Source organism: Spirosoma oryzae (assembly GCF_003002825.1).
In the GTDB taxonomy this organism is placed as follows: domain Bacteria; phylum Bacteroidota; class Bacteroidia; order Cytophagales; family Spirosomataceae; genus Spirosoma; species Spirosoma oryzae.
The window spans coordinates 60,562-78,878 of sequence record NZ_PVTE01000007.1 but is presented as its reverse complement, the minus strand read 5'-3'; the positions used below and the strand labels follow the sequence as shown (position 1 = coordinate 78,878).

Sequence of the window (18,317 nt, the reverse complement as noted above, 5' to 3'; positions counted from 1 at the left end):
AAGCTAATGACTGTCAGTAGTTTCCCTCAGCCCCGTTCACAAGAAAAATCGGTCTGCTGACGCGAAAAATACCGGGTTTGACCACGACTCGGTTGACTGGAACCGAAACTTTAACCTGCTTTAATCTACTAATAGGGCCGGTAATCGGCCATCCTCGATCGCTGTTGGTTGATATCGATCGTTTCTATCCACACCACTTGACTCACCGTAGCCCGGCTTCGTTCCAGTAGAACGTTGACCGGGCTATGGCTTTTCAGACCGCACCACCCACCGGTTTACCATGTTATGCGGTCCCTCCAGCACAATCTTATAGAGCGACGACGGCATTGCCGACACGTCGATGATCGCACGGCGTTGTGCCAGCGGTACTTCAGCCATTCGCTGATACGTATCGGTGCCGCCCGTTTCAGCAGCATTGGTGGGCGTTACCCAGATAGTCACGTTACCCGATGGTTCCAGCGCCTGCCAGTCGATGATAAGCCGGTCCTGCGAAAAGATAGCGTCCGGCTGCGCGATTGATACAGGCCCAATCAGCGGGATACCGTCGACCTCGCGTTGCACGTTGGTCGGAAGCGCCATGCCCAGAAAGCGGGCCATCGTCGGCATCAGGTCGACAATGCCGGGCTGATCGTAGCGCGCGTAGGCGTTGGGGGTTGTCAGGTTACTCACCAGCCACGTAGCCCGCTGCCGCGCCGACTGCCCACCGTGGTTTTTACCGGTCTGTTCGTCGCGCCCGTGGTCGGTCGTGATGAGCAGCAGCCAGTCTTCGTTATGCTGTTTCTGTCGCTGTTGCACGACGTTCCACAAGCGGCCCATCTGCGCGTCCATCTGTTCGATAGCTTTCAGATACGGGGCGCTATCGCCGTATTTGTGGCCCATATCGTCGGTGTATTCCAGATACACCCACGACAGATCGGGTGCCTGCTGCCCCAGTGTCCTGACCGCTTCATCGACGACCCGCTCGTCGATCCGGTGCATAAAATCGCGCGCCGTATCGTGCGGAAACTGGACCGTATCGAGTTCATACCCATCGAAATGGTAGTCGGTTTTGACAGCCTTGGTTTGCGGAAGACCCTCACCGATCAGCTTGGTCCGGTTATCGAGCCAACTGGAGAAGATGGCCGTTTTCCGATTCGGAAACTGATCTTTAAACAGGCGAAAAATCGTCGGATAATGGTAATTGGGTGCTTTGATGCTGTTGTCCCAGACGTTGTGCTTGTTCACCCACGTACCGGTCAACAGGCTGTTATAGCCGACAGCCGAGATAGTCGGTGTCTGCGAGTAGGTTCCCTTGTCGCCCCCGACGTGCATCCGCTGATACGTTCCGGCTTTCGAAATCGCTCGCAGGTTAGGCACATTCGCCGTTTCGATCACATCGGCCGGAATGCCGTCGACGATAACGAACACGACTTTTTTCGGGCGCGCCTGCGCCCACAAAACGGGCGTCGTCAGCAGCAACGTACTAAGGAGAAACAGGTACTTTTTCATCGTAAGAAGGGAGGACGTTTAGGTGTAGCGTGGCCTGACGGCCACCAGACCCGCCCGCAAAATAAACCCTTACTTCATTCACCAACTGTAACTAAATTGTCAAGTCCGCCTGGCGACGATAACACAGCGGTAATCAACAACGACAGCGGTTAGTCGGCATCGCGGGTGCCGCGTAGTTTCAGAATCAACTCGGTTTTCAGCTCATGCAAGCCATTTTCCAGCCCAACGGGATACGTATGCGGATTGACGAAGCGCCGGACGCCGGGGTGCAGCCGCGCTAACTGATCCTGCACCCGCGCCCGGACCGCATGAATGTCGGGCAGGCTGTACACCAGGTCACCCGCGCGGAAGACTGGCACCAGCAGGTCGTCGAACGCCTGCGCCGTACCAAACCGCCGACGTTTGGTAAAGTCCAGCGGATCGATCATCGTCACGGTTTTGCCGGACAGCGCGTCGGGGTCGCTCTCGTTGACGATCATATCGGCCAGAAAACCGCGCTCGTCGCTGTACCGACGCACCTGCTGAATACCGGGCGTCGACGTTTTGATCGCCTGTTCCGACAGCTTGATTTTGTAGTCCCACGACCCGTCGGTATTCCGTAGCGCTGCCAGCTTGTAGACGCCCCCCAGCGCGGGCTGGTCGTAGGCCGTCACGAGTTTCGTACCGACACCCCAGACGGTGATCTGCGCACCCTGCTGTTTCAGACTGGCAATGATCGTTTCGTCCAGATCGTTGCTGGCGACGATGGCCGTATCGGTAAAGCCAGCCGCATCGAGCAGTTTGCGGGCTTCGATGCTGAGGTAAGCCAGGTCGCCCGAATCGAGCCGGATGCCCGACAGCCGGTAGCCCCGTTCCCGCAGCCGTTTGCCCGCTTCGATGGCGTTGCGTACCCCCTGTAGCGTGTCGTAGGTATCGACCAGCAAGGTCACATTGTTGGGTAATACGTCGGCATAGGTCTCGAACGCGTCCAGCTCCGACTCGAACGACATCACCCAGCTGTGGGCGTGGGTACCCCGAACCGGAATGTCGTAGTGTTTGCCGGCCAGCACGTTCGACGTCGCGTCGCAACCGCCGATGTAGGCCGCCCGGCTCGCCGTCACCCCACCGTCGACACCCTGTGCCCGGCGTAGTCCGAACTCCAGCAGCGTATCCGCTTCCGCGACCAACCGCAGCCGGGCCGCCTTCGTCGCGATCAGTGTTTCAAAGTTGATCAGATTCAGCAGCGGTGTTTCGAGCAGCTGACATTGCAGGATCGGCCCGCGCACCCGCACGAGTGGTTCGTTGGGAAAAACGACCGTTCCTTCAGGAATTGCGTCGATGTCGACGGTCAGTTTCAGATCGGCGAGGTAATCCAGAAAAGCCTCCTCGAACAACGGCTGTCCGTCGGACCCCGTCAGGCTGCGCAGGTAACGCAAATCCTTTTTGGTGAAGCCAAAATGGCTGACGTAGCCGATAGCGTTCGCTAGTCCACAGGCTACGGTGAAGCCCCCTCCGAACGGATTTTTACGAAAGTACAGGTTAAATACCGATTCCTTTTCGGCCGTCCCTGACTTCCAGTAGCCGTACGCCATCGTCACCTGGTAAAGGTCTGTCAGCAAACTAAGCGAGGTATCGTAGAGTTTATTGGTCATGGCGCGAAGGTAGCGTCCCGGTTAATTCAGCAAACTTTTTGACCTAAAAACAATTCGTTTTGTAACTTGGTCTAATATTTGTGCAGCCGGCTTTACCTAACCATTGTCGCCTGCTTAGTTCTATACGTTTGCGTTCTCCAGCCCCTTATGCAGAAGTTAAGTCTATCCCAATCCCTCCAGCAGAAACTGTCTCCCCAACAGATTCAGTTTATCAAACTGCTGCAAATTCCAACGGCGGAGCTGGATACGCGCATTGAGGAAGAACTTGAAATCAATCCAGCCCTCGAAGAAGGCATGGACGACGACTTCGAGCAGAAGGAAGATGATCCGTTCGCCGATGAATTCGACGACGATTACAAGGAGCGCAACGACGATCTGGACATCGACGGCTACCTGCAACAGGACGATTACGCCGGCTACAAAATGCAGGGCGATGGCAACTACGGTGAAGAAGAACGCGACATGCCGCTGGCCACTTCGTCGAGCCTGCTCGATTCGCTGGTACAGCAGTTCAGCTACCTCCCCCTCACCGACGATCAACGCGTGATCGGTACGCAGCTGATCGGTAGCATCGAAGCCGATGGGTACATCCGCCGGTCGATGCAGGCAATTGTCAATGACCTTGCGTTCTCGCAGAATGTGTTTACCGATACGGAAGAGATCGAAGAGGTACTGCACAAGGTACAGACGCTCGACCCGCCGGGTATTGCGGCCCGCTCGCTCCAGGAATGCCTGCTGCTGCAACTCAGACGCCGAGACCTTTCCGACCCCGACGTGGTCCTGGCGATTCGCATCATCGACGATTTCTTCGAGGAGTTTTCCAAAAAACACTACGACAAAATTCAGCGTCGGCTGGCCATCAGCGACGAAACGCTGAAGCGGGTAATCGACATCATCATCCGGCTCAATCCGAAGCCGGGCTCCGTCGACGACAGTTCCGGAACGGCTCAGTTTCTTATTCCCGACTTTATCCTGATCAACAACAGTAACAAGCTTGAGCTGTCGCTGAACTCGAAGAATGCGCCTGAACTGCGCATCAGCCGGTCGTTTGCCGACATGCTCGACACCTACGACAAGGGCAACAAGCAGAACAAGGCGCTGAAAGAAACGGTGTCATTTGTGAAGCAGAAGCTCGACGCAGCCAAGTGGTTTATCGACGCCATCAAGCAACGGCAGCAGACACTGCTCAAGACCATGAACGCCATCGTACGGTTCCAGTACGACTTTTTCCTGACCGGCGAAGAATCGAAGCTGCGACCCATGATTCTGAAAGACATCGCGCAGATGATCGACATGGACGTGTCGACAGTGTCGCGGGTGGCCAACAGCAAATCGGTACAAACGGAGTTCGGTATTTATCCGCTCAAGTACTTTTTCTCGGAAGGTATCTCGACGGATTCGGGCGAAGACGTTAGTAGCCGGGAGGTGAAAAACATCCTGAAAGACCTGATCGACAACGAGCCGAAACTCAGCCCGCTGTCGGACGATAAGCTTGAAAAAATCCTGAACGATCGGGGGTACAACATCGCCCGCCGGACGGTTGCCAAATACCGAGAGCAACTCAATATCCCCGTCGCCCGGCTTCGGAAGCAGTTGTAGTCTTTACGGTGTTCGGTTTACCGTTTTCCGTTTACGGTTCTCAGGCGGGTGAGTGATACACGCTAGACTATTGGCTGGCTTTTCGGGGCATGGCAACGGACTTACCACACCTATGCTGTATTTTTGTTAACGGATTCATCACCCGCCAACGGGTTGTTACAAACGACCGGTGCGGGGATGAGTTAGCACGCGACAGCACTCCCTAAACAGTAAACCGTAACCCGATTGACTACCCCGCTTGCCCGCTTCCTCTCGGTTGCGTTTCATCCCCTGCTCATGCCGACGTTACTGTTCGGTATTCTCTTATTTCAGGCACCGTATACGGTTGGTGTCGACGTGTTTTCGGCCTCCGTGCGGGGCAGCTTGCTGATCCTGATCTTTATCGGGACTTTCGCCGTCCCCTCCCTGCTGATTTATTACCTGTTTCGGAGTGGTTATGTACAGTCGCTCTACCTGAACACGCTGGCCGACCGCCGGCTCCCTTATTTCCTTACAGCAGCCATCTACACGGGCGTTACGGTGTTCTTCGGCTTCCGCATGGAACTGGTGTCGGACATTGCCCCGCAGATTGCCATTCTGCTGGGCAGCGTTACCGTCTCGATTCTGCTGGTCGGCCTCATCAGTCTCTACTGGCAGATCAGTGCCCATAGCGTCGGGATTGGCGGGGTTGTCGGCACACTGGCGGGCATGGCCGTCCGGCACAGTACCATCGAACTGGTACCAACGCTGGCAGCTATCATCGCCATCGCCGGACTTGTCCTGAGCGCCCGCCTGCACCTCAACGCTCACACGACCGGCCAAACCACCGCCGGCCTGCTCCTGGGCCTCCTCGTTAGCCTCTCCGCTGTGCTGTGGATGGTTTAGCGTCGGTTTACGGTATTCGGTGCATCAGTTTACGGTTAATGGCGTCGGCTTTACTTCGCAAGGTTTGTAGCTTAGCGCATCTACTGCCGATCAGGAACAACCGTAGACAGTAAACCGAAAATCGTAAACCCATGTACGACACCCTCCTCTACGACGTAAGCGACGGCCTGTGCCGGATTACGCTGAACCGACCACAGGTATACAATGCGCTCAGCACCGGGCTGATTCAGGACATTACACGCGCCATAGAAGCCGCTGGAGCCGACGATAGCGTGCGGGTGGTGGTGCTGACCGGCGCGGGCGACAAAGCCTTCTGCTCGGGCGCAGATTTGAAAGAAGCGGGTTCGGCGATGGCCAGTGGCAACCCGAACCTCGGCGACGCGCTCCGACAGGGCTACAACCCAATGATCCGGGCGATTCGTAATCTGCCCAAGCCCGTCATTGGCCGCATCAACGGGGTTGCGGCCGGCGCGGGCTGCTCGCTGGCGCTGGCCTGCGACGTCGTCATCTGCGCTGAGGAAGCGTACTTCAGTCAGATCTTCGTCAACATCGGCCTGATGCCCGACGCGGGGGCTACGTTCTTCCTGCCCCGGCTGGTGGGTCCGCAACTTGCCTTTGACCTGTGTAGCACCGGCCGACGCGTCTATGGCCCGGAGGCAGCCCGTATCGGCCTGGTAAATCGCGCCGTCCCGACGATTGAGCTGGACAGCGCCGTCGCCGAAACGGTCGCTTATTATGCCACGGCTCCTACCCGCGCCATCGGCGCGATGAAAAAAGTTTTGACCAAATCGCTCTACTCCGACCTCGACCAGATGCTGGAGCAGGAGGCTGAGAATCAGAACGAACTGGGCCGTTCTGCCGACGCAGCCGAGGGTGTACTGGCCTTTTTATCGAAGCGTCCTGCAAATTTTTCTGGTCATTAGCTTGACACAGGCCCTTTTTCTATCTACTTTTGCACTCCCAATCAACGGGAAACGCACACAGTGCAACACATTCGTACCGGGGTCGCGCTCGACATCAATTGGAAAGAGCACCTCACAAAAATGTGAATCGCATTCGTAGCTCAATTGGATAGAGCACCTGACTACGGATCAGGAGGTTTGGGGTTCGAATCCCTACGAGTGCACGAAGTCCTGCAATTAGCTAATTGCAGGACTTTTTTTTGGGCACAGTTTGAGTAAGGCTCAAATTCAGATACGATTAGAGGGTCCCGACCCGGTGCAGCAGCCGGCATAACTCCAAGCATTTCAATTCCACTCAGGTACGATTAGAAGCTCAACGCTAAAATGCTGTACGTTTCTGACGTTCGTAATTTCAATTCCACTCAGGTACGATTAGAAGTCCAGCTGACTGGCTCCAGTGACGGCCATCTCGAAACATTTCAATTCCACTCAGGTACGATTAGAAGTAACCCCCACACCCCGCCCCCTTGCCGGTTCGCCGATTTCAATTCCACTCAGGTACGATTAGAAGAGACGCTCGGTTTTCTCGTCGAGATACCACGTCCACATTTCAATTCCACTCAGGTACGATTAGAAGGTTGCGCTCCTCGACCGTGTGCCGGGCGTACACGATTTCAATTCCACTCAGGTACGATTAGAAGTGTTTCCTTTCTCTACCATCGAATTAGGGGAGGTTCTATTTCAATTCCACTCAGGTACGATTAGAAGCGTATCGAACCTAAAGCCTGCAAATCAGTATCGAATATTTCAATTCCACTCAGGTACGATTAGAAGTCTCTTTCGCTTCAATAATCGCTCGCTCTGTAACGGTATTTCAATTCCACTCAGGTACGATTAGAAGGCAAGTGTGCGCGAAAACAGCCAGTACATGAACACATTTCAATTCCACTCAGGTACGATTAGAAGTCGTAGCCGTCGCCAATAGTATCAAGGCGATCAGCTACGATTTCAATTCCACTCAGGTACGATTAGAAGTACCATCGCCGACACAACTAAGAATTGGCGCATACCCATTTCAATTCCACTCAGGTACGATTAGAAGACCAATGGCCACGCCGGTCGTTGTGGCAGCGGCTACCTATTTCAATTCCACTCAGGTACGATTAGAAGTATTACCCCGATCCACCAGCCCCCGCCGAGCAGTCGAATTTCAATTCCACTCAGGTACGATTAGAAGTGGCGCGCTTCAGCGACCTCTCGCTGGCACCTCTGCGATTTCAATTCCACTCAGGTACGATTAGAAGCAATTACGTGGGTACCAGCTCGATGTTTCTACCCGCATTTCAATTCCACTCAGGTACGATTAGAAGCACCTCCCACATCCCCACGACGTCCGCAGCATTGACTATTTCAATTCCACTCAGGTACGATTAGAAGTGCGCATATCAAACCGCTAACAAATGGGGATCAACCTAATTTCAATTCCACTCAGGTACGATTAGAAGGCGACCCAATCTCGCCTGTATTTCCGACACCGATATTTCAATTCCACTCAGGTACGATTAGAAGCGACGCAGCCAGATCCGGGGCGTACCGAACTGAAAATATTTCAATTCCACTCAGGTACGATTAGAAGTGAGCAGTAGTGTGCGAAAAATGGCTGTTTCGTACCGCATTTCAATTCCACTCAGGTACGATTAGAAGCCTTTGCCAGCGTGTTGTTCAAATACCCCTTCACAAGGGATTTCAATTCCACTCAGGTACGATTAGAAGTAGTTATTGATGTGAACGCCCCGCATACCGATGTACATTTCAATTCCACTCAGGTACGATTAGAAGAACTATATCTACCCCCAACTCAAACTCGTGATGGGATTTCAATTCCACTCAGGTACGATTAGAAGTGCTGTAGAACCCGGCGCCAATTGTCCGGCGTGTCATTTCAATTCCACTCAGGTACGATTAGAAGGTGGTGTTCGACGGCGGGGCAGTGGTCGTGCTCGAATTTCAATTCCACTCAGGTACGATTAGAAGGAGCCGACACAAGAACAGATAGACGAGCAAATGACGATTTCAATTCCACTCAGGTACGATTAGAAGAATCAGCCGCTACGTCAGCCGCCAACTCGCAGACGTATTTCAATTCCACTCAGGTACGATTAGAAGGCCTGCCTGCGTTGCTAGATACAGCCCGTCGCCCTTTAATTTCAATTCCACTCAGGTACGATTAGAAGGCGCGCTGTTCGCGTCTGGCCCCGCGTAGAGGTTGTTATTTCAATTCCACTCAGGTACGATTAGAAGGTCCTGCTTGGTAAGCAGCCGGTATTGGACGCCGTATTTCAATTCCACTCAGGTACGATTAGAAGTACCATCGCCGACACAACTAAGAATTGGCGCATACCCATTTCAATTCCACTCAGGTACGATTAGAAGACCAATGGCCACGCCGGTCGTTGTGGCAGCGGCTACCTATTTCAATTCCACTCAGGTACGATTAGAAGGGCTTTAACATGCTCAACACCTATGCGCCGGTTGCGGCATTTCAATTCCACTCAGGTACGATTAGAAGACCTGAACATGGCCGTTTCGGGCGTCTCGCAACTGTTCAATTTCAATTCCACTCAGGTACGATTAGAAGAGTCAGTTCCCTGTACAATCTTCCGGGTAGTTCCTTATTTCAATTCCACTCAGGTACGATTAGAAGACGAAAAGCGTTTTAAGTCGTTGAGCGATAAGCAAATTTCAATTCCACTCAGGTACGATTAGAAGTTGTGCAATACGACGTACGCGCGGGAAATGAGTATAATTTCAATTCCACTCAGGTACGATTAGAAGAAGCCAAGCGCGACGGTACCATCACGGGCGTTCCTATTTCAATTCCACTCAGGTACGATTAGAAGTTGTTGAGCCGGGCTAGGTGGGGGTTAGGTAGTAGATTTCAATTCCACTCAGGTACGATTAGAAGTATGAACAGCTGAAGAAAAAGCACGGCTCCCTCGACATTTCAATTCCACTCAGGTACGATTAGAAGTTGAGAGGCCGCAGCTCGTACGGCACGTCGGTTGATTTATTTCAATTCCACTCAGGTACGATTAGAAGGTTTCATATAGCGCATATGCCGAAGCCTGTATTCAGATTTCAATTCCACTCAGGTACGATTAGAAGTCAGCCAGGCGACCTACGATACGTATCCGAAGCGGATTTCAATTCCACTCAGGTACGATTAGAAGGGCAGTATCGGCCTGTAGCATCTTTGCGTTTCGCTATTTCAATTCCACTCAGGTACGATTAGAAGGCCCGCATACGTGCCGCATTGTCCAGCACACCGCCTATTTCAATTCCACTCAGGTACGATTAGAAGACGACTACCTTCATTGTTGTATCCACCGCCAATACATTTCAATTCCACTCAGGTACGATTAGAAGATCGTAACCCGCTGCGTAACTAAGCGCAATGCCCGAATTTCAATTCCACTCAGGTACGATTAGAAGAATGATCAAAAAATTCGCCCGGCCAACGCCTGTACATTTCAATTCCACTCAGGTACGATTAGAAGTGTGAAGCGGATAAAAACAAACGACCTGAATAGCAAATTTCAATTCCACTCAGGTACGATTAGAAGATCAACCGACGTTTCTGGTAAGCCAGTTGAAACTATTTCAATTCCACTCAGGTACGATTAGAAGACTGATCTGGAACCTGTCGCTGTCGACCGAGCGCGAATTTCAATTCCACTCAGGTACGATTAGAAGGATGAAACGCTAGTATGTCACCCTCTAACTTATAGTATTTCAATTCCACTCAGGTACGATTAGAAGAACTAAAGCAGGAGAAGCGGGAAGTTGATAGAGAGATTTCAATTCCACTCAGGTACGATTAGAAGTTTTCGCTAACACAGGTAAGGAGAAAGAAGAAACGCATTTCAATTCCACTCAGGTACGATTAGAAGGAATTTTTCGCGGTTTTGAAAAACAGCTTCGACAATATTTCAATTCCACTCAGGTACGATTAGAAGTTTACCACAGTCCAACGTAAGAGCGTAATCTGTTGAATTTCAATTCCACTCAGGTACGATTAGAAGGGGCACGATCACCGGCAATGAATACGCCTACATGAACATTTCAATTCCACTCAGGTACGATTAGAAGACAGCAGCCACCGTTAAGGCGATTAGCAACCATGCATTTCAATTCCACTCAGGTACGATTAGAAGAAAAAAACTCCCCCCGTTGCGACGCCCCCCCTCTTTATTTCAATTCCACTCAGGTACGATTAGAAGGGCGACCACCTCGTTGAGTCCCAGTCGCCCCGGCGCTCATTTCAATTCCACTCAGGTACGATTAGAAGCCGACCAGTCAGTCTATATTAAGAAGGGCATTACCATATTTCAATTCCACTCAGGTACGATTAGAAGGCAGGATTTGTTTGCGGCAAAGGCTGTAGTGAACGAATTTCAATTCCACTCAGGTACGATTAGAAGCTATCGGACGCGATAGGTGTTGAACGCGTTTAAGGAGATTTCAATTCCACTCAGGTACGATTAGAAGTAGGCTTTGCCCTGTTCGCTGAGTTTGTCGGGATCAAATTTCAATTCCACTCAGGTACGATTAGAAGCGCAGGATTTGTTTGCGGCAAAGGCTGTAGTGAACGAATTTCAATTCCACTCAGGTACGATTAGAAGGATTAGGGGTGGCGAGCCTGAAGGCATCGGCCAACAATTTCAATTCCACTCAGGTACGATTAGAAGAACAATGCAACGGACGGTCTTGGGGGTGGCTATTACATTTCAATTCCACTCAGGTACGATTAGAAGCTAATCACGGGTGTAGCGAAGCCGCGCCTTCGTATATATTTCAATTCCACTCAGGTACGATTAGAAGCCGTGGGGATTGGGTATAAAAAAAGGCTTTTTTAGCCTGTAAAGCGATATAGTACCGTATCTTTTTTAACCAAAAAATCGTCGATCGATGATAGTACGAAAACCCCCGCCGATCGACGACCCTTTGTAATCAGACAGTTACGCCAAAATCACCCAAATTGAGCGCATAAACTAGTACGTCAAAGAATGGAGCTGAATCGGTCGACGACAGGTGCCTACAAGAAGTTGTCTGTCGACTGACGCTCTACGCCAACGATTTGCTTGTCCAACCACTTCTGATCGCGGTTTTTAAACAGAATCAGGCTGTCTTCGGCCTCATTCATAAGCTGACGGGCTTCGTAGAGCAACTCTTTTAACTGGACTTCGGTCATCTCCCCTTCGAACACTGAATTCTGTATCCAGTTCAGGTATCGCCGACAGAGTTTGCGCATCTTACCAACGCGCTTCTGCCCCATGTCATACACGAGAATAACGTACATAATCCAATTTTGAATGACTGAATGATAGAGTGACGGGGCCGCCCGCGCGGTGAATGCTGGTTGCCGGATGGTTCTTCACTCGTTCGCACTGAAACTTACCACCAAGCCTTGAACGGCCGGTATTCTTCCATACCCAGCAAATGCTTTTGCAGTTTGTAGCATTCCAGTTTGATCAAATGCTTGTAGCTGACGTTGCGGCCCAACGATCGGTGCTTGATCGTTTCTTTCAGCGACTCGTCAAAGGCCTGCACAAAGCGTTTCCGGGCGGCATCCTTCATCACACAGCCCCCTACCTCCATCCGAAAATCCGATGGCTGCAATTGCCGCTTGTTGACCATTCGAAAAATGAGTCGGTCGATCAGGATGGGTTTGAAAATTTCAGCCATGTCCAGCGCCAGTGAGTACCGACGTGCGCCCGGTTCGTGCAGAAAACTGATCGTCGGGTTCAACTGCGTGTGGTAGATCATACCCAGGCAGGCGGAATAACACAGCATGTTCCCGAACGAGATCATGGCGTTCAGCTCGTTTTGCGGTGGGCGCTTGCTGCGACCATCCATACAAAATGTCTCACCCAGAATCGCGTCGAAACAGCCGTAGTATGTCTGGCGGATGTTGCCTTCGATCCCCATGAGCGTCGGCACATCCGTAGCCGTCGGGATACTGGCCAGTAATAGTTCGACGGTTCTGATGGCGTCGTTGAGATCGCAGGGACGACGTTCGTTCTGACGGTTCTGGTAGTATTTCAGCACACGCAGAATGTTACTGGCGGCTCCTTCTATGAACGCCCGCGCTACGATTATCCGCTTTTTAGCCGACAGGTAATGCTGGGTCTGAACGACCTGCATTTTCCCCGCCAGCAGATACTCGCGGGGCATGAACGAACCGGTGTAATGCTCGTAATAATCGAAGAAGTGAACGGCAATATTCTGCTTGCCCAGAAAATTATACAGGGCCGAATTCGCATCGAGACTTCCGAACACGTACAGGTCAGACACCTGTTCGACAGGTAAAAAGCGGGGTTGACCCTCGTTGCCGTCTTCGTCGACCGGCGTAAACTTGAGCGTATTGTCCTGCCGACTCAGCCGACCGGGGTTAAACAGGTATTTAGTTTGTTTCATAAAGGGAATGGGATAGAAGACTTCTCCTGGAATCACTTATCGGTTCAGAAAATAATCCCGAAACTGAATCAATTCGTCTCGTTCGATTTCGAGGTACTTCTCATATATACGGTCGCCTACCTGTGCTTTCAAGGCCGAGATGCCTACGTCAATAAGCCGCAAACCCTGTTCGATGAGAAGGATATTGTCAAAAGCCAACCCATCAAGGATTGACGAGGGTATTTCATAAAAAAGGAAAAACAGAAGAAAGCGGAGAGAACAGACACACGTCTTGTCACCCCATGCCCAGTCTCACTCATCTTCAACATAACAGAAATCAAAGTAACTGCACGACCGGCATTTGCTTTTGGTGATCCGATCCGGGCACTGTTCAGATTCCACGATCCGTTCAATATCCTGCACCCAGGCTTCCACCATCGGCACGTCTTCCTTCTCCAGCCGGACAGTTTGCGTCTGCCGCAGCTTCGGATACTCGATCAACCCCGTAGCGCCTTCGATGCCGTTTTTACGAAGCAGATACAGGTAAAACTGCACCTGCGCTACGTGCGAATGTTCCAGCTTGTCGGACTTTTTCATCTCGTGAACGACTTTATCATACGGGTCGTAGAAGTCGATCTTTGAGCCGTCGAGAATGATTTCGCGGTATCGTTCGGCGCGTTGGGGATACGCCTGTTCGTGCAACTGCTTCCCCTCCGCAACGGCTTCCGACGTGTGCTCCATTCGGATATGGTTCGCGTGGAGCCACATCTTCCGATGACAGAGGTGGTAGTAGTTAATCAGGGTGGCGTTGGTGTGGGACATGAGACTACAGATCCAGTACTTGTAAACGATCTCTGATTTCTTCGGGTGAGGGCAACAAATGCTGAAACTCCTGCGGAAGCTCTTCCTGAAACGTGTAAGCCGATACGCCGATGGGCTGGTCGGTTGTTTTCAGGGCATATTCCACGATGGTTCGATTCTTATGCTGGCAGATGATAATCCCAATGGATGCGTTTTCGTCGGGAAGTTTAACGGTATCGTTCAACACCGCCAGATAGAACTGCATTTTGCCGGCGTATTCGGGTTTGAACTCGCCAATTTTCAGCTCCAGCGCGACCAGGCAACGTAGCTTACGATGGTAAAGTAGCAAATCGATAAAGTACTCCTGCCCACCTGCTTCCAGCCGGTATTGATTCCCCAGAAAGGCATAGTACCCTCCGTAGCGACGGCCCGGCCATTTCTAGTAAAAACCGGCGAACGTTACGGATGATCGCGTTCTCAAGCTCGCTCTCGCTATGGCTGGTAGCCAGTTCCAGAAAGCCGAATGTGTATTCATCCTTAACGGCCAGCTTAGCCTGCTGCCGATACGTTTCAGGAACGGTCTGCTCGAAATTAGTTTGGTTGAGCAGGTATTTCTCGTAAGCCTGCCCCGCCAGTTGATTAGCCAGCACGTTCTTTGTCCAGCCGAATTTGCGGGTCATTTTCAGATAAAACTCCCGCTGCAAATCATCCTTGCATTTCTCCAGAATGAGCACATTGTGCGACCAGGCAATTTCTCGCACCAATGGTGCGAGATTTGGTATATCCCGATATGTCAGAAAGAAACTACGCATCCGCCAGAGATTAGCTGTTGAAAATCCGCTAATTCCGGGAAACTCCGCCTGCAAATCTTTTGACAACTGTTCTACCACCGATTTGCCCCATCCCTCCGTTTCCTGTTTCTCCACAATCATCCGCCCCATATCCCAGTACAAGCCAATCAACTGCTGATTGACCACCTTCAACGCATCATACTGCGCCTGCTGGATGCGGGTTTTGATCGAGGAAAGAAAGTCGGGGTAGGTAGGTTGCTGCATGGGTTACATTTTGTAATGCGTAAAACTCTTTGACGACTTACGTACCCTCACCGGTATCAAATAGACAATTGTCTTTCGTTTTGGCTTAGTAGAGGAAAAGCTATTGACCATATCGAATGTAGCTGTTTCATTAAAGTCATCAAATGCCTGTAAGACGCCCGGTTTAATACTTCCAGCACTCAGAGCGAAGGGTAATACATTAGCTTCTCCAATTGGTTCATCATAACCAGAAAACTGAAAAAAACACCCCTGCTTCCCAAAGTAGCCAACCTTATGTAAATAAGATTTCCAGAAAGGAACGGCCACATCATCTGCTAAGTCAATCACAATCGTTATTGAACGAGTAATGTTAACGTACTCTCTGAAACTTACTGTTTTTTGATAGCCAGGTTCGTCACGAGCTGGTTTCAAAATCTTGATAAATGTATTATTTACGCAAAAGCTAATGTCTTCCGGGATAGCATAGCTAATCTTAGCATCCCGCACGAAAGCGAATACAGAACTATTCTTTTCAGACAAAGCATCTAATTCATCACCATACGTAATAGCTGCATTAAGAAGAGCCATTTTAATTGCATAAGGCGTTGGCAAGAGCAGTGATTTAGCTCCTGAGTTTGTAGCCGCGCTGTCTTTAAGTGAGAATAACGCAGCAGGTTGAAACGTAGCGGAAAGCCTTGCCATACTCTAGCCTAATTCATAAGGTTCATAGCCTGCGATCTCAACTAAAATCTCCGCTAATTCGCCCAGATTCTCAAATCGCATTGTTCGGATAGCGTCTGGTTCAAGTTTATTCAACTCCTGACTGATTTTATCAATTTGCTCTCTGTAATCATCATTCAACGGACTGATTGTAGGCGCGGGAAGTGAGCGACTTGAAACAGATACTACACCTTTAAAATCAGTAATGTGTGGCTTTTGACTGCTGGTCATTGCGCCACGTGGATTTAGGAACGTACTGATTAAGCTTTGTACAGCCGCCTTATACCGTTCCTGACGATCAACTGAATCTGCTTCGACATACTTACGAGTAATATCATTATAGCCTATTCGGTAAGCATCGAGGCTGCAGACGAAAGCATACACACCGTGATTAGCAGGCCGATGAAACAGGTTTTGCCCTGAATTACCCGCTTCTCCCCGCACATCTGTCGGGTCAGGAACAAACTTTGCATGGAGGTAGCTTTCTGTGTTGGTCTTACCGGGTATACCAACCGTCCAAGCAAACTCCATTACTGATTTACGAGGTACGTTTTTATTAGTTGAACCAATGCTTGTAATTAAAACACCATGTAAATCATCAATCACACAAGTGTCGATTATGGCGTCAACCACTTCACGATCTTTCGTTTCTTTTGGAGTTTTAAAACGCTCACCAAGTTCACGACCGTCTGAAAGCCGATTAGCATTAAACTCCTGACAATTTCGGCAGAGTGGAAGTTGTTCTGACTTTTCTTTGGCCAGGTTAACAAGATGGCCCGCATGTATATGCTTGAACATATCGCCACTAATACCATTGACCGTGTGTTCTTCGCCGTTCTTATCAACAATGGTCAATTGGCGGGTCACGATTTGGTTACCTTCACCGCCCTCATTATTGAGAGAATGTAAATTGAGAGTAATCTCGCCACTGATGGCGATGGACGAAATGGTTTGGGATGTCATGTGAATATTAGTTAAAAATCAATGTCCGTTTCTTCTACTTCAGTTCCGTCGTCGGTATTATCGGGTTCATTTGAGGCATCCTGGGCTTTACTTCCTGATGTATTATCCCATTTTGTTCGTGCAAAGCCATAGGCTGCCAGCATTGCACCAATAAGCCGAGGTGATTTCTCATACTTATTCAATAGCATGTAAAAGCTTGCTATTTCATCGTCTTCGACCGCACTTCTCTGGCTTTTTTTGAGATGATCAGGGATAGCATTCCATGAATCGAATTTGTCTAAGAGTTTTTCACGCGAACGTGCTGTTTCTGTATTGTACGAAGAAACAAATTCGCCAATAAACGTAGCTAAGTCATCTGTTGACTTCGACTTAGTTTGTAGTTCTTGAGACAAACCGTACCGGACATTAAAATTCCGCTCCTTTTTAGGTTTAAATTGGAGCCGGATTGTGCTGTTGCGTATTGCTCTTGCAACACTGATGAAGCCAGGGTTTGTGATGATTTCCTCAAGCTTGAGCGTTTCAGTACTCATACTGCTGAAAAATTGGTTTAGATGTTCAGTATTAAAAGGTTTTACATAATAGTGTTCGGCGGCTAACTCGCGCGTTAGATATGTTGCATAAAAGGTACTGAACTGAAAAAAATTATTTAAATCAGATCCACTCAAAAAAGAGCGATAGGCACGAAGGCCATCAATACTATCTCCTTGCTCTTCGATGCTTTTGATAATAGATCCTTGCTCATTTAGAATGGTAAGCCACGTTTCTGCTTCATCGACGTTTCGATACTCGATAAAAGTAGGTATGCCTAAGAAAGACATATTTACAACGGCACGATTCTGCCCGAGGTCTTTCTGAATAACTGAGTAAAAGCCGTTCATCGAATTCGTAATTTTTATCCGTCGCCAGCCGGAATTGCTATTATACTCTGGACTGTTTTCAATAAACGCTTTGCAAAACGCCAGTACATTAAGAATATCAACCTTGATAGCAGAGTTTGATGTCAATGTCTTCTTGAAAGAGCTTAGCAGTTTATTGACCTGTTGATATTCTATTTCATTAAATTCAGGTACGTTAACTTTTAGGTCCAAGCCCGTTCCTACCTTTACGTATTGACAAAACATGGTCTGTAGGGCACCTGCCAACTTCATTGTCTCAGGTATCCAAAATCCATCCAGATTTTCGGCTTTAGGACCATCCGCTTTTTCACGATTCGAGCCTTTTCCTTGATTAGGACTATAAAGCTGTTGGGCCGTTATTTTAACGGTTATTGTTTTAATATGGCTTTTTACTACACTTCCGATCTTAGTGTAATGAGAAAGTATTTCCCATATCAGTTGTCTAAAATCGGCTCGGTTGTTATTAAAATTTTCAAATAACTTTAGATAAGCCGGATAGGGATTTCGTACCATTTCCCGGTACACATCAAAATCTAAGTCTAACCGCTCTTCTAATTCTGAAGAATGCAGTATTGCTAACTCTTTAAGCTTTAACTTCCTCTCCAGTCCTGAGAGAGTTTTATCTTTTTGAATCTCTTCACGCTCAGCCCTTCTCCGGTTTCGAATATCCTTCTGCTTAGAATAATTGCGTAACTCAGCAAGTGGTATGCCTTCCGGTGTTGGCGTCTTTGCTTCTTTTTTGATGAAGGGTAATACCCAGAAGTAAGACAACGTAGCGAGGTCGGCCTGAGTGATGTCCCGATTAACTGAAATACAGTATTGATGCGGTTCGTTGCTAAGCATGATTCGCACGTCTTCGTTACAGTATAACTCACCACACAGTTTTTGCAAGAAATAGCCGAACCCAAGCCATTCCAGCGTTTCAGCGTAAGTACCAGATTGTTTAAGAACTGTGTAGATCAT

The 18,317-nt window shown here is 49.7% G+C and carries 14 protein-coding genes, 1 tRNA gene and 1 CRISPR repeat array; of the genes, 4 read left to right on the top strand and 11 right to left on the bottom strand.

Annotated features, from left to right (window positions below; translation table 11 throughout):
• Positions 1 to 243: 243 nt before the first annotated feature.
• Together CLV58_RS09735 and CLV58_RS09730 are read right to left on the bottom strand one after the other, a co-directional pair.
• A complete protein-coding gene (locus tag CLV58_RS09735) occupies positions 244 to 1,488 on the bottom strand; it encodes an alkaline phosphatase family protein (RefSeq protein WP_106137606.1) in 1,245 nt (414 codons plus the stop codon).
• 149 nt (positions 1,489 to 1,637) lie between these two features.
• Positions 1,638 to 3,119, bottom strand: coding sequence for a nicotinate phosphoribosyltransferase (locus tag CLV58_RS09730; RefSeq protein WP_106137605.1), 1,482 nt, complete (start codon positions 3,117 to 3,119; stop codon positions 1,638 to 1,640).
• A 147-nt stretch (positions 3,120 to 3,266) separates the two neighbouring features.
• On the opposite strand from CLV58_RS09730, the gene rpoN reads away from it, so the two are divergent.
• From rpoN to CLV58_RS09710, 4 genes are all read left to right on the top strand, one after another.
• Positions 3,267 to 4,718, top strand: a complete 1,452-nt coding sequence (gene rpoN / locus CLV58_RS09725; protein WP_106137604.1) for an RNA polymerase factor sigma-54 — start codon at positions 3,267 to 3,269, stop codon at positions 4,716 to 4,718.
• A 225-nt stretch (positions 4,719 to 4,943) separates the two neighbouring features.
• The gene (locus CLV58_RS09720) at positions 4,944 to 5,582 is read left to right on the top strand and encodes a hypothetical protein (protein ID WP_342748899.1); all 639 of its coding nucleotides are present in this window, start codon (positions 4,944 to 4,946) and stop codon (positions 5,580 to 5,582) included.
• 131 nt (positions 5,583 to 5,713) lie between these two features.
• Complete coding sequence (locus CLV58_RS09715; RefSeq protein WP_106137603.1) at positions 5,714 to 6,505, top strand: enoyl-CoA hydratase/isomerase family protein; 792 nt, start codon at positions 5,714 to 5,716, stop codon at positions 6,503 to 6,505.
• Positions 6,506 to 6,634: 129 nt separating this feature from the next.
• A tRNA-Arg gene (locus CLV58_RS09710) sits at positions 6,635 to 6,708 on the top strand.
• 118 nt (positions 6,709 to 6,826) lie between these two features.
• Positions 6,827 to 11,365: direct repeats of the CRISPR family, unit length 30 nt; unit sequence ATTTCAATTCCACTCAGGTACGATTAGAAG.
• 214 nt (positions 11,366 to 11,579) lie between these two features.
• Here CLV58_RS09710 and cas2 read toward each other — a convergent pair.
• The 9 genes from cas2 to CLV58_RS09670 form a co-directional block, all read right to left on the bottom strand.
• Entirely contained in the window at positions 11,580 to 11,843 is a 264-nt protein-coding gene (gene cas2 / locus CLV58_RS09705) for a CRISPR-associated endonuclease Cas2 (RefSeq protein ID WP_106137602.1), read from the bottom strand.
• A 95-nt stretch (positions 11,844 to 11,938) separates the two neighbouring features.
• Positions 11,939 to 12,961 (bottom strand): type I-B CRISPR-associated endonuclease Cas1b, encoded by a 1,023-nt coding sequence (cas1b, locus tag CLV58_RS09700; RefSeq protein ID WP_106137601.1) that lies wholly within the window; start codon positions 12,959 to 12,961, stop codon positions 11,939 to 11,941.
• A 36-nt stretch (positions 12,962 to 12,997) separates the two neighbouring features.
• Positions 12,998 to 13,159 carry a hypothetical protein gene (locus tag CLV58_RS28320; RefSeq protein ID WP_170108674.1) on the bottom strand — a complete coding sequence of 54 codons (162 nt, stop codon included), beginning with the start codon at positions 13,157 to 13,159 and terminating at the stop codon, positions 12,998 to 13,000.
• Between the two features lie 93 nt (positions 13,160 to 13,252).
• Positions 13,253 to 13,762: a CRISPR-associated protein Cas4 gene (gene cas4 / locus CLV58_RS09690; RefSeq protein WP_106137599.1), complete on the bottom strand. Its 510-nt coding sequence runs from the start codon at positions 13,760 to 13,762 to the stop codon at positions 13,253 to 13,255.
• A gap of 4 nt (positions 13,763 to 13,766) precedes the next feature.
• A complete protein-coding gene (locus CLV58_RS28960; RefSeq protein ID WP_281257900.1) occupies positions 13,767 to 14,123 on the bottom strand; it encodes a PDDEXK nuclease domain-containing protein in 357 nt (118 codons plus the stop codon).
• Positions 14,071 to 14,796 (bottom strand): PDDEXK nuclease domain-containing protein, encoded by a 726-nt coding sequence (locus CLV58_RS09685; RefSeq protein WP_211300837.1) that lies wholly within the window; start codon positions 14,794 to 14,796, stop codon positions 14,071 to 14,073. Before CLV58_RS09685 ends, CLV58_RS28960 begins: the two co-directional genes overlap by 53 nt.
• Positions 14,797 to 14,799: 3 nt before the next feature.
• Positions 14,800 to 15,477, bottom strand: a complete 678-nt coding sequence (locus tag CLV58_RS09680) for a hypothetical protein (protein ID WP_146141403.1) — start codon at positions 15,475 to 15,477, stop codon at positions 14,800 to 14,802.
• A 3-nt stretch (positions 15,478 to 15,480) separates the two neighbouring features.
• The gene (locus CLV58_RS09675; RefSeq protein ID WP_106137597.1) at positions 15,481 to 16,458 is read right to left on the bottom strand and encodes a DevR family CRISPR-associated autoregulator; all 978 of its coding nucleotides are present in this window, start codon (positions 16,456 to 16,458) and stop codon (positions 15,481 to 15,483) included.
• A gap of 11 nt (positions 16,459 to 16,469) precedes the next feature.
• On the bottom strand, positions 16,470 to 18,317 hold the full coding sequence (locus CLV58_RS09670; protein ID WP_106137596.1) for a hypothetical protein: 1,848 nt from the start codon (positions 18,315 to 18,317) through the stop codon (positions 16,470 to 16,472).

Excerpts from the sequence above, each read along its gene's own strand:
- CLV58_RS09735 (WP_106137606.1), bottom strand. The coding sequence starts at position 1,488 with ATGAAAAAGTACCTGTTTCTCCTTAGTACGTTGCTGCTGACGACGCCC.
- CLV58_RS09730 (WP_106137605.1), bottom strand. The coding sequence starts at position 3,119 with ATGACCAATAAACTCTACGATACCTCGCTTAGTTTGCTGACAGACCTT.
- rpoN (WP_106137604.1), top strand. The coding sequence starts at position 3,267 with ATGCAGAAGTTAAGTCTATCCCAATCCCTCCAGCAGAAACTGTCTCCC.
- CLV58_RS09715 (WP_106137603.1), top strand. The coding sequence starts at position 5,714 with ATGTACGACACCCTCCTCTACGACGTAAGCGACGGCCTGTGCCGGATT.
- cas2 (WP_106137602.1), bottom strand. The coding sequence starts at position 11,843 with ATGTACGTTATTCTCGTGTATGACATGGGGCAGAAGCGCGTTGGTAAG.
- cas1b (WP_106137601.1), bottom strand. The coding sequence starts at position 12,961 with ATGAAACAAACTAAATACCTGTTTAACCCCGGTCGGCTGAGTCGGCAG.
- cas4 (WP_106137599.1), bottom strand. The coding sequence starts at position 13,762 with ATGTCCCACACCAACGCCACCCTGATTAACTACTACCACCTCTGTCAT.
- CLV58_RS09685 (WP_211300837.1), bottom strand. The coding sequence starts at position 14,796 with ATGCAGCAACCTACCTACCCCGACTTTCTTTCCTCGATCAAAACCCGC.
- CLV58_RS09680 (WP_146141403.1), bottom strand. The coding sequence starts at position 15,477 with ATGGCAAGGCTTTCCGCTACGTTTCAACCTGCTGCGTTATTCTCACTT.
- CLV58_RS09675 (WP_106137597.1), bottom strand. The coding sequence starts at position 16,458 with ATGACATCCCAAACCATTTCGTCCATCGCCATCAGTGGCGAGATTACT.
- CLV58_RS09670 (WP_106137596.1), bottom strand. The coding sequence starts at position 18,317 with ATGATCTACACAGTTCTTAAACAATCTGGTACTTACGCTGAAACGCTG.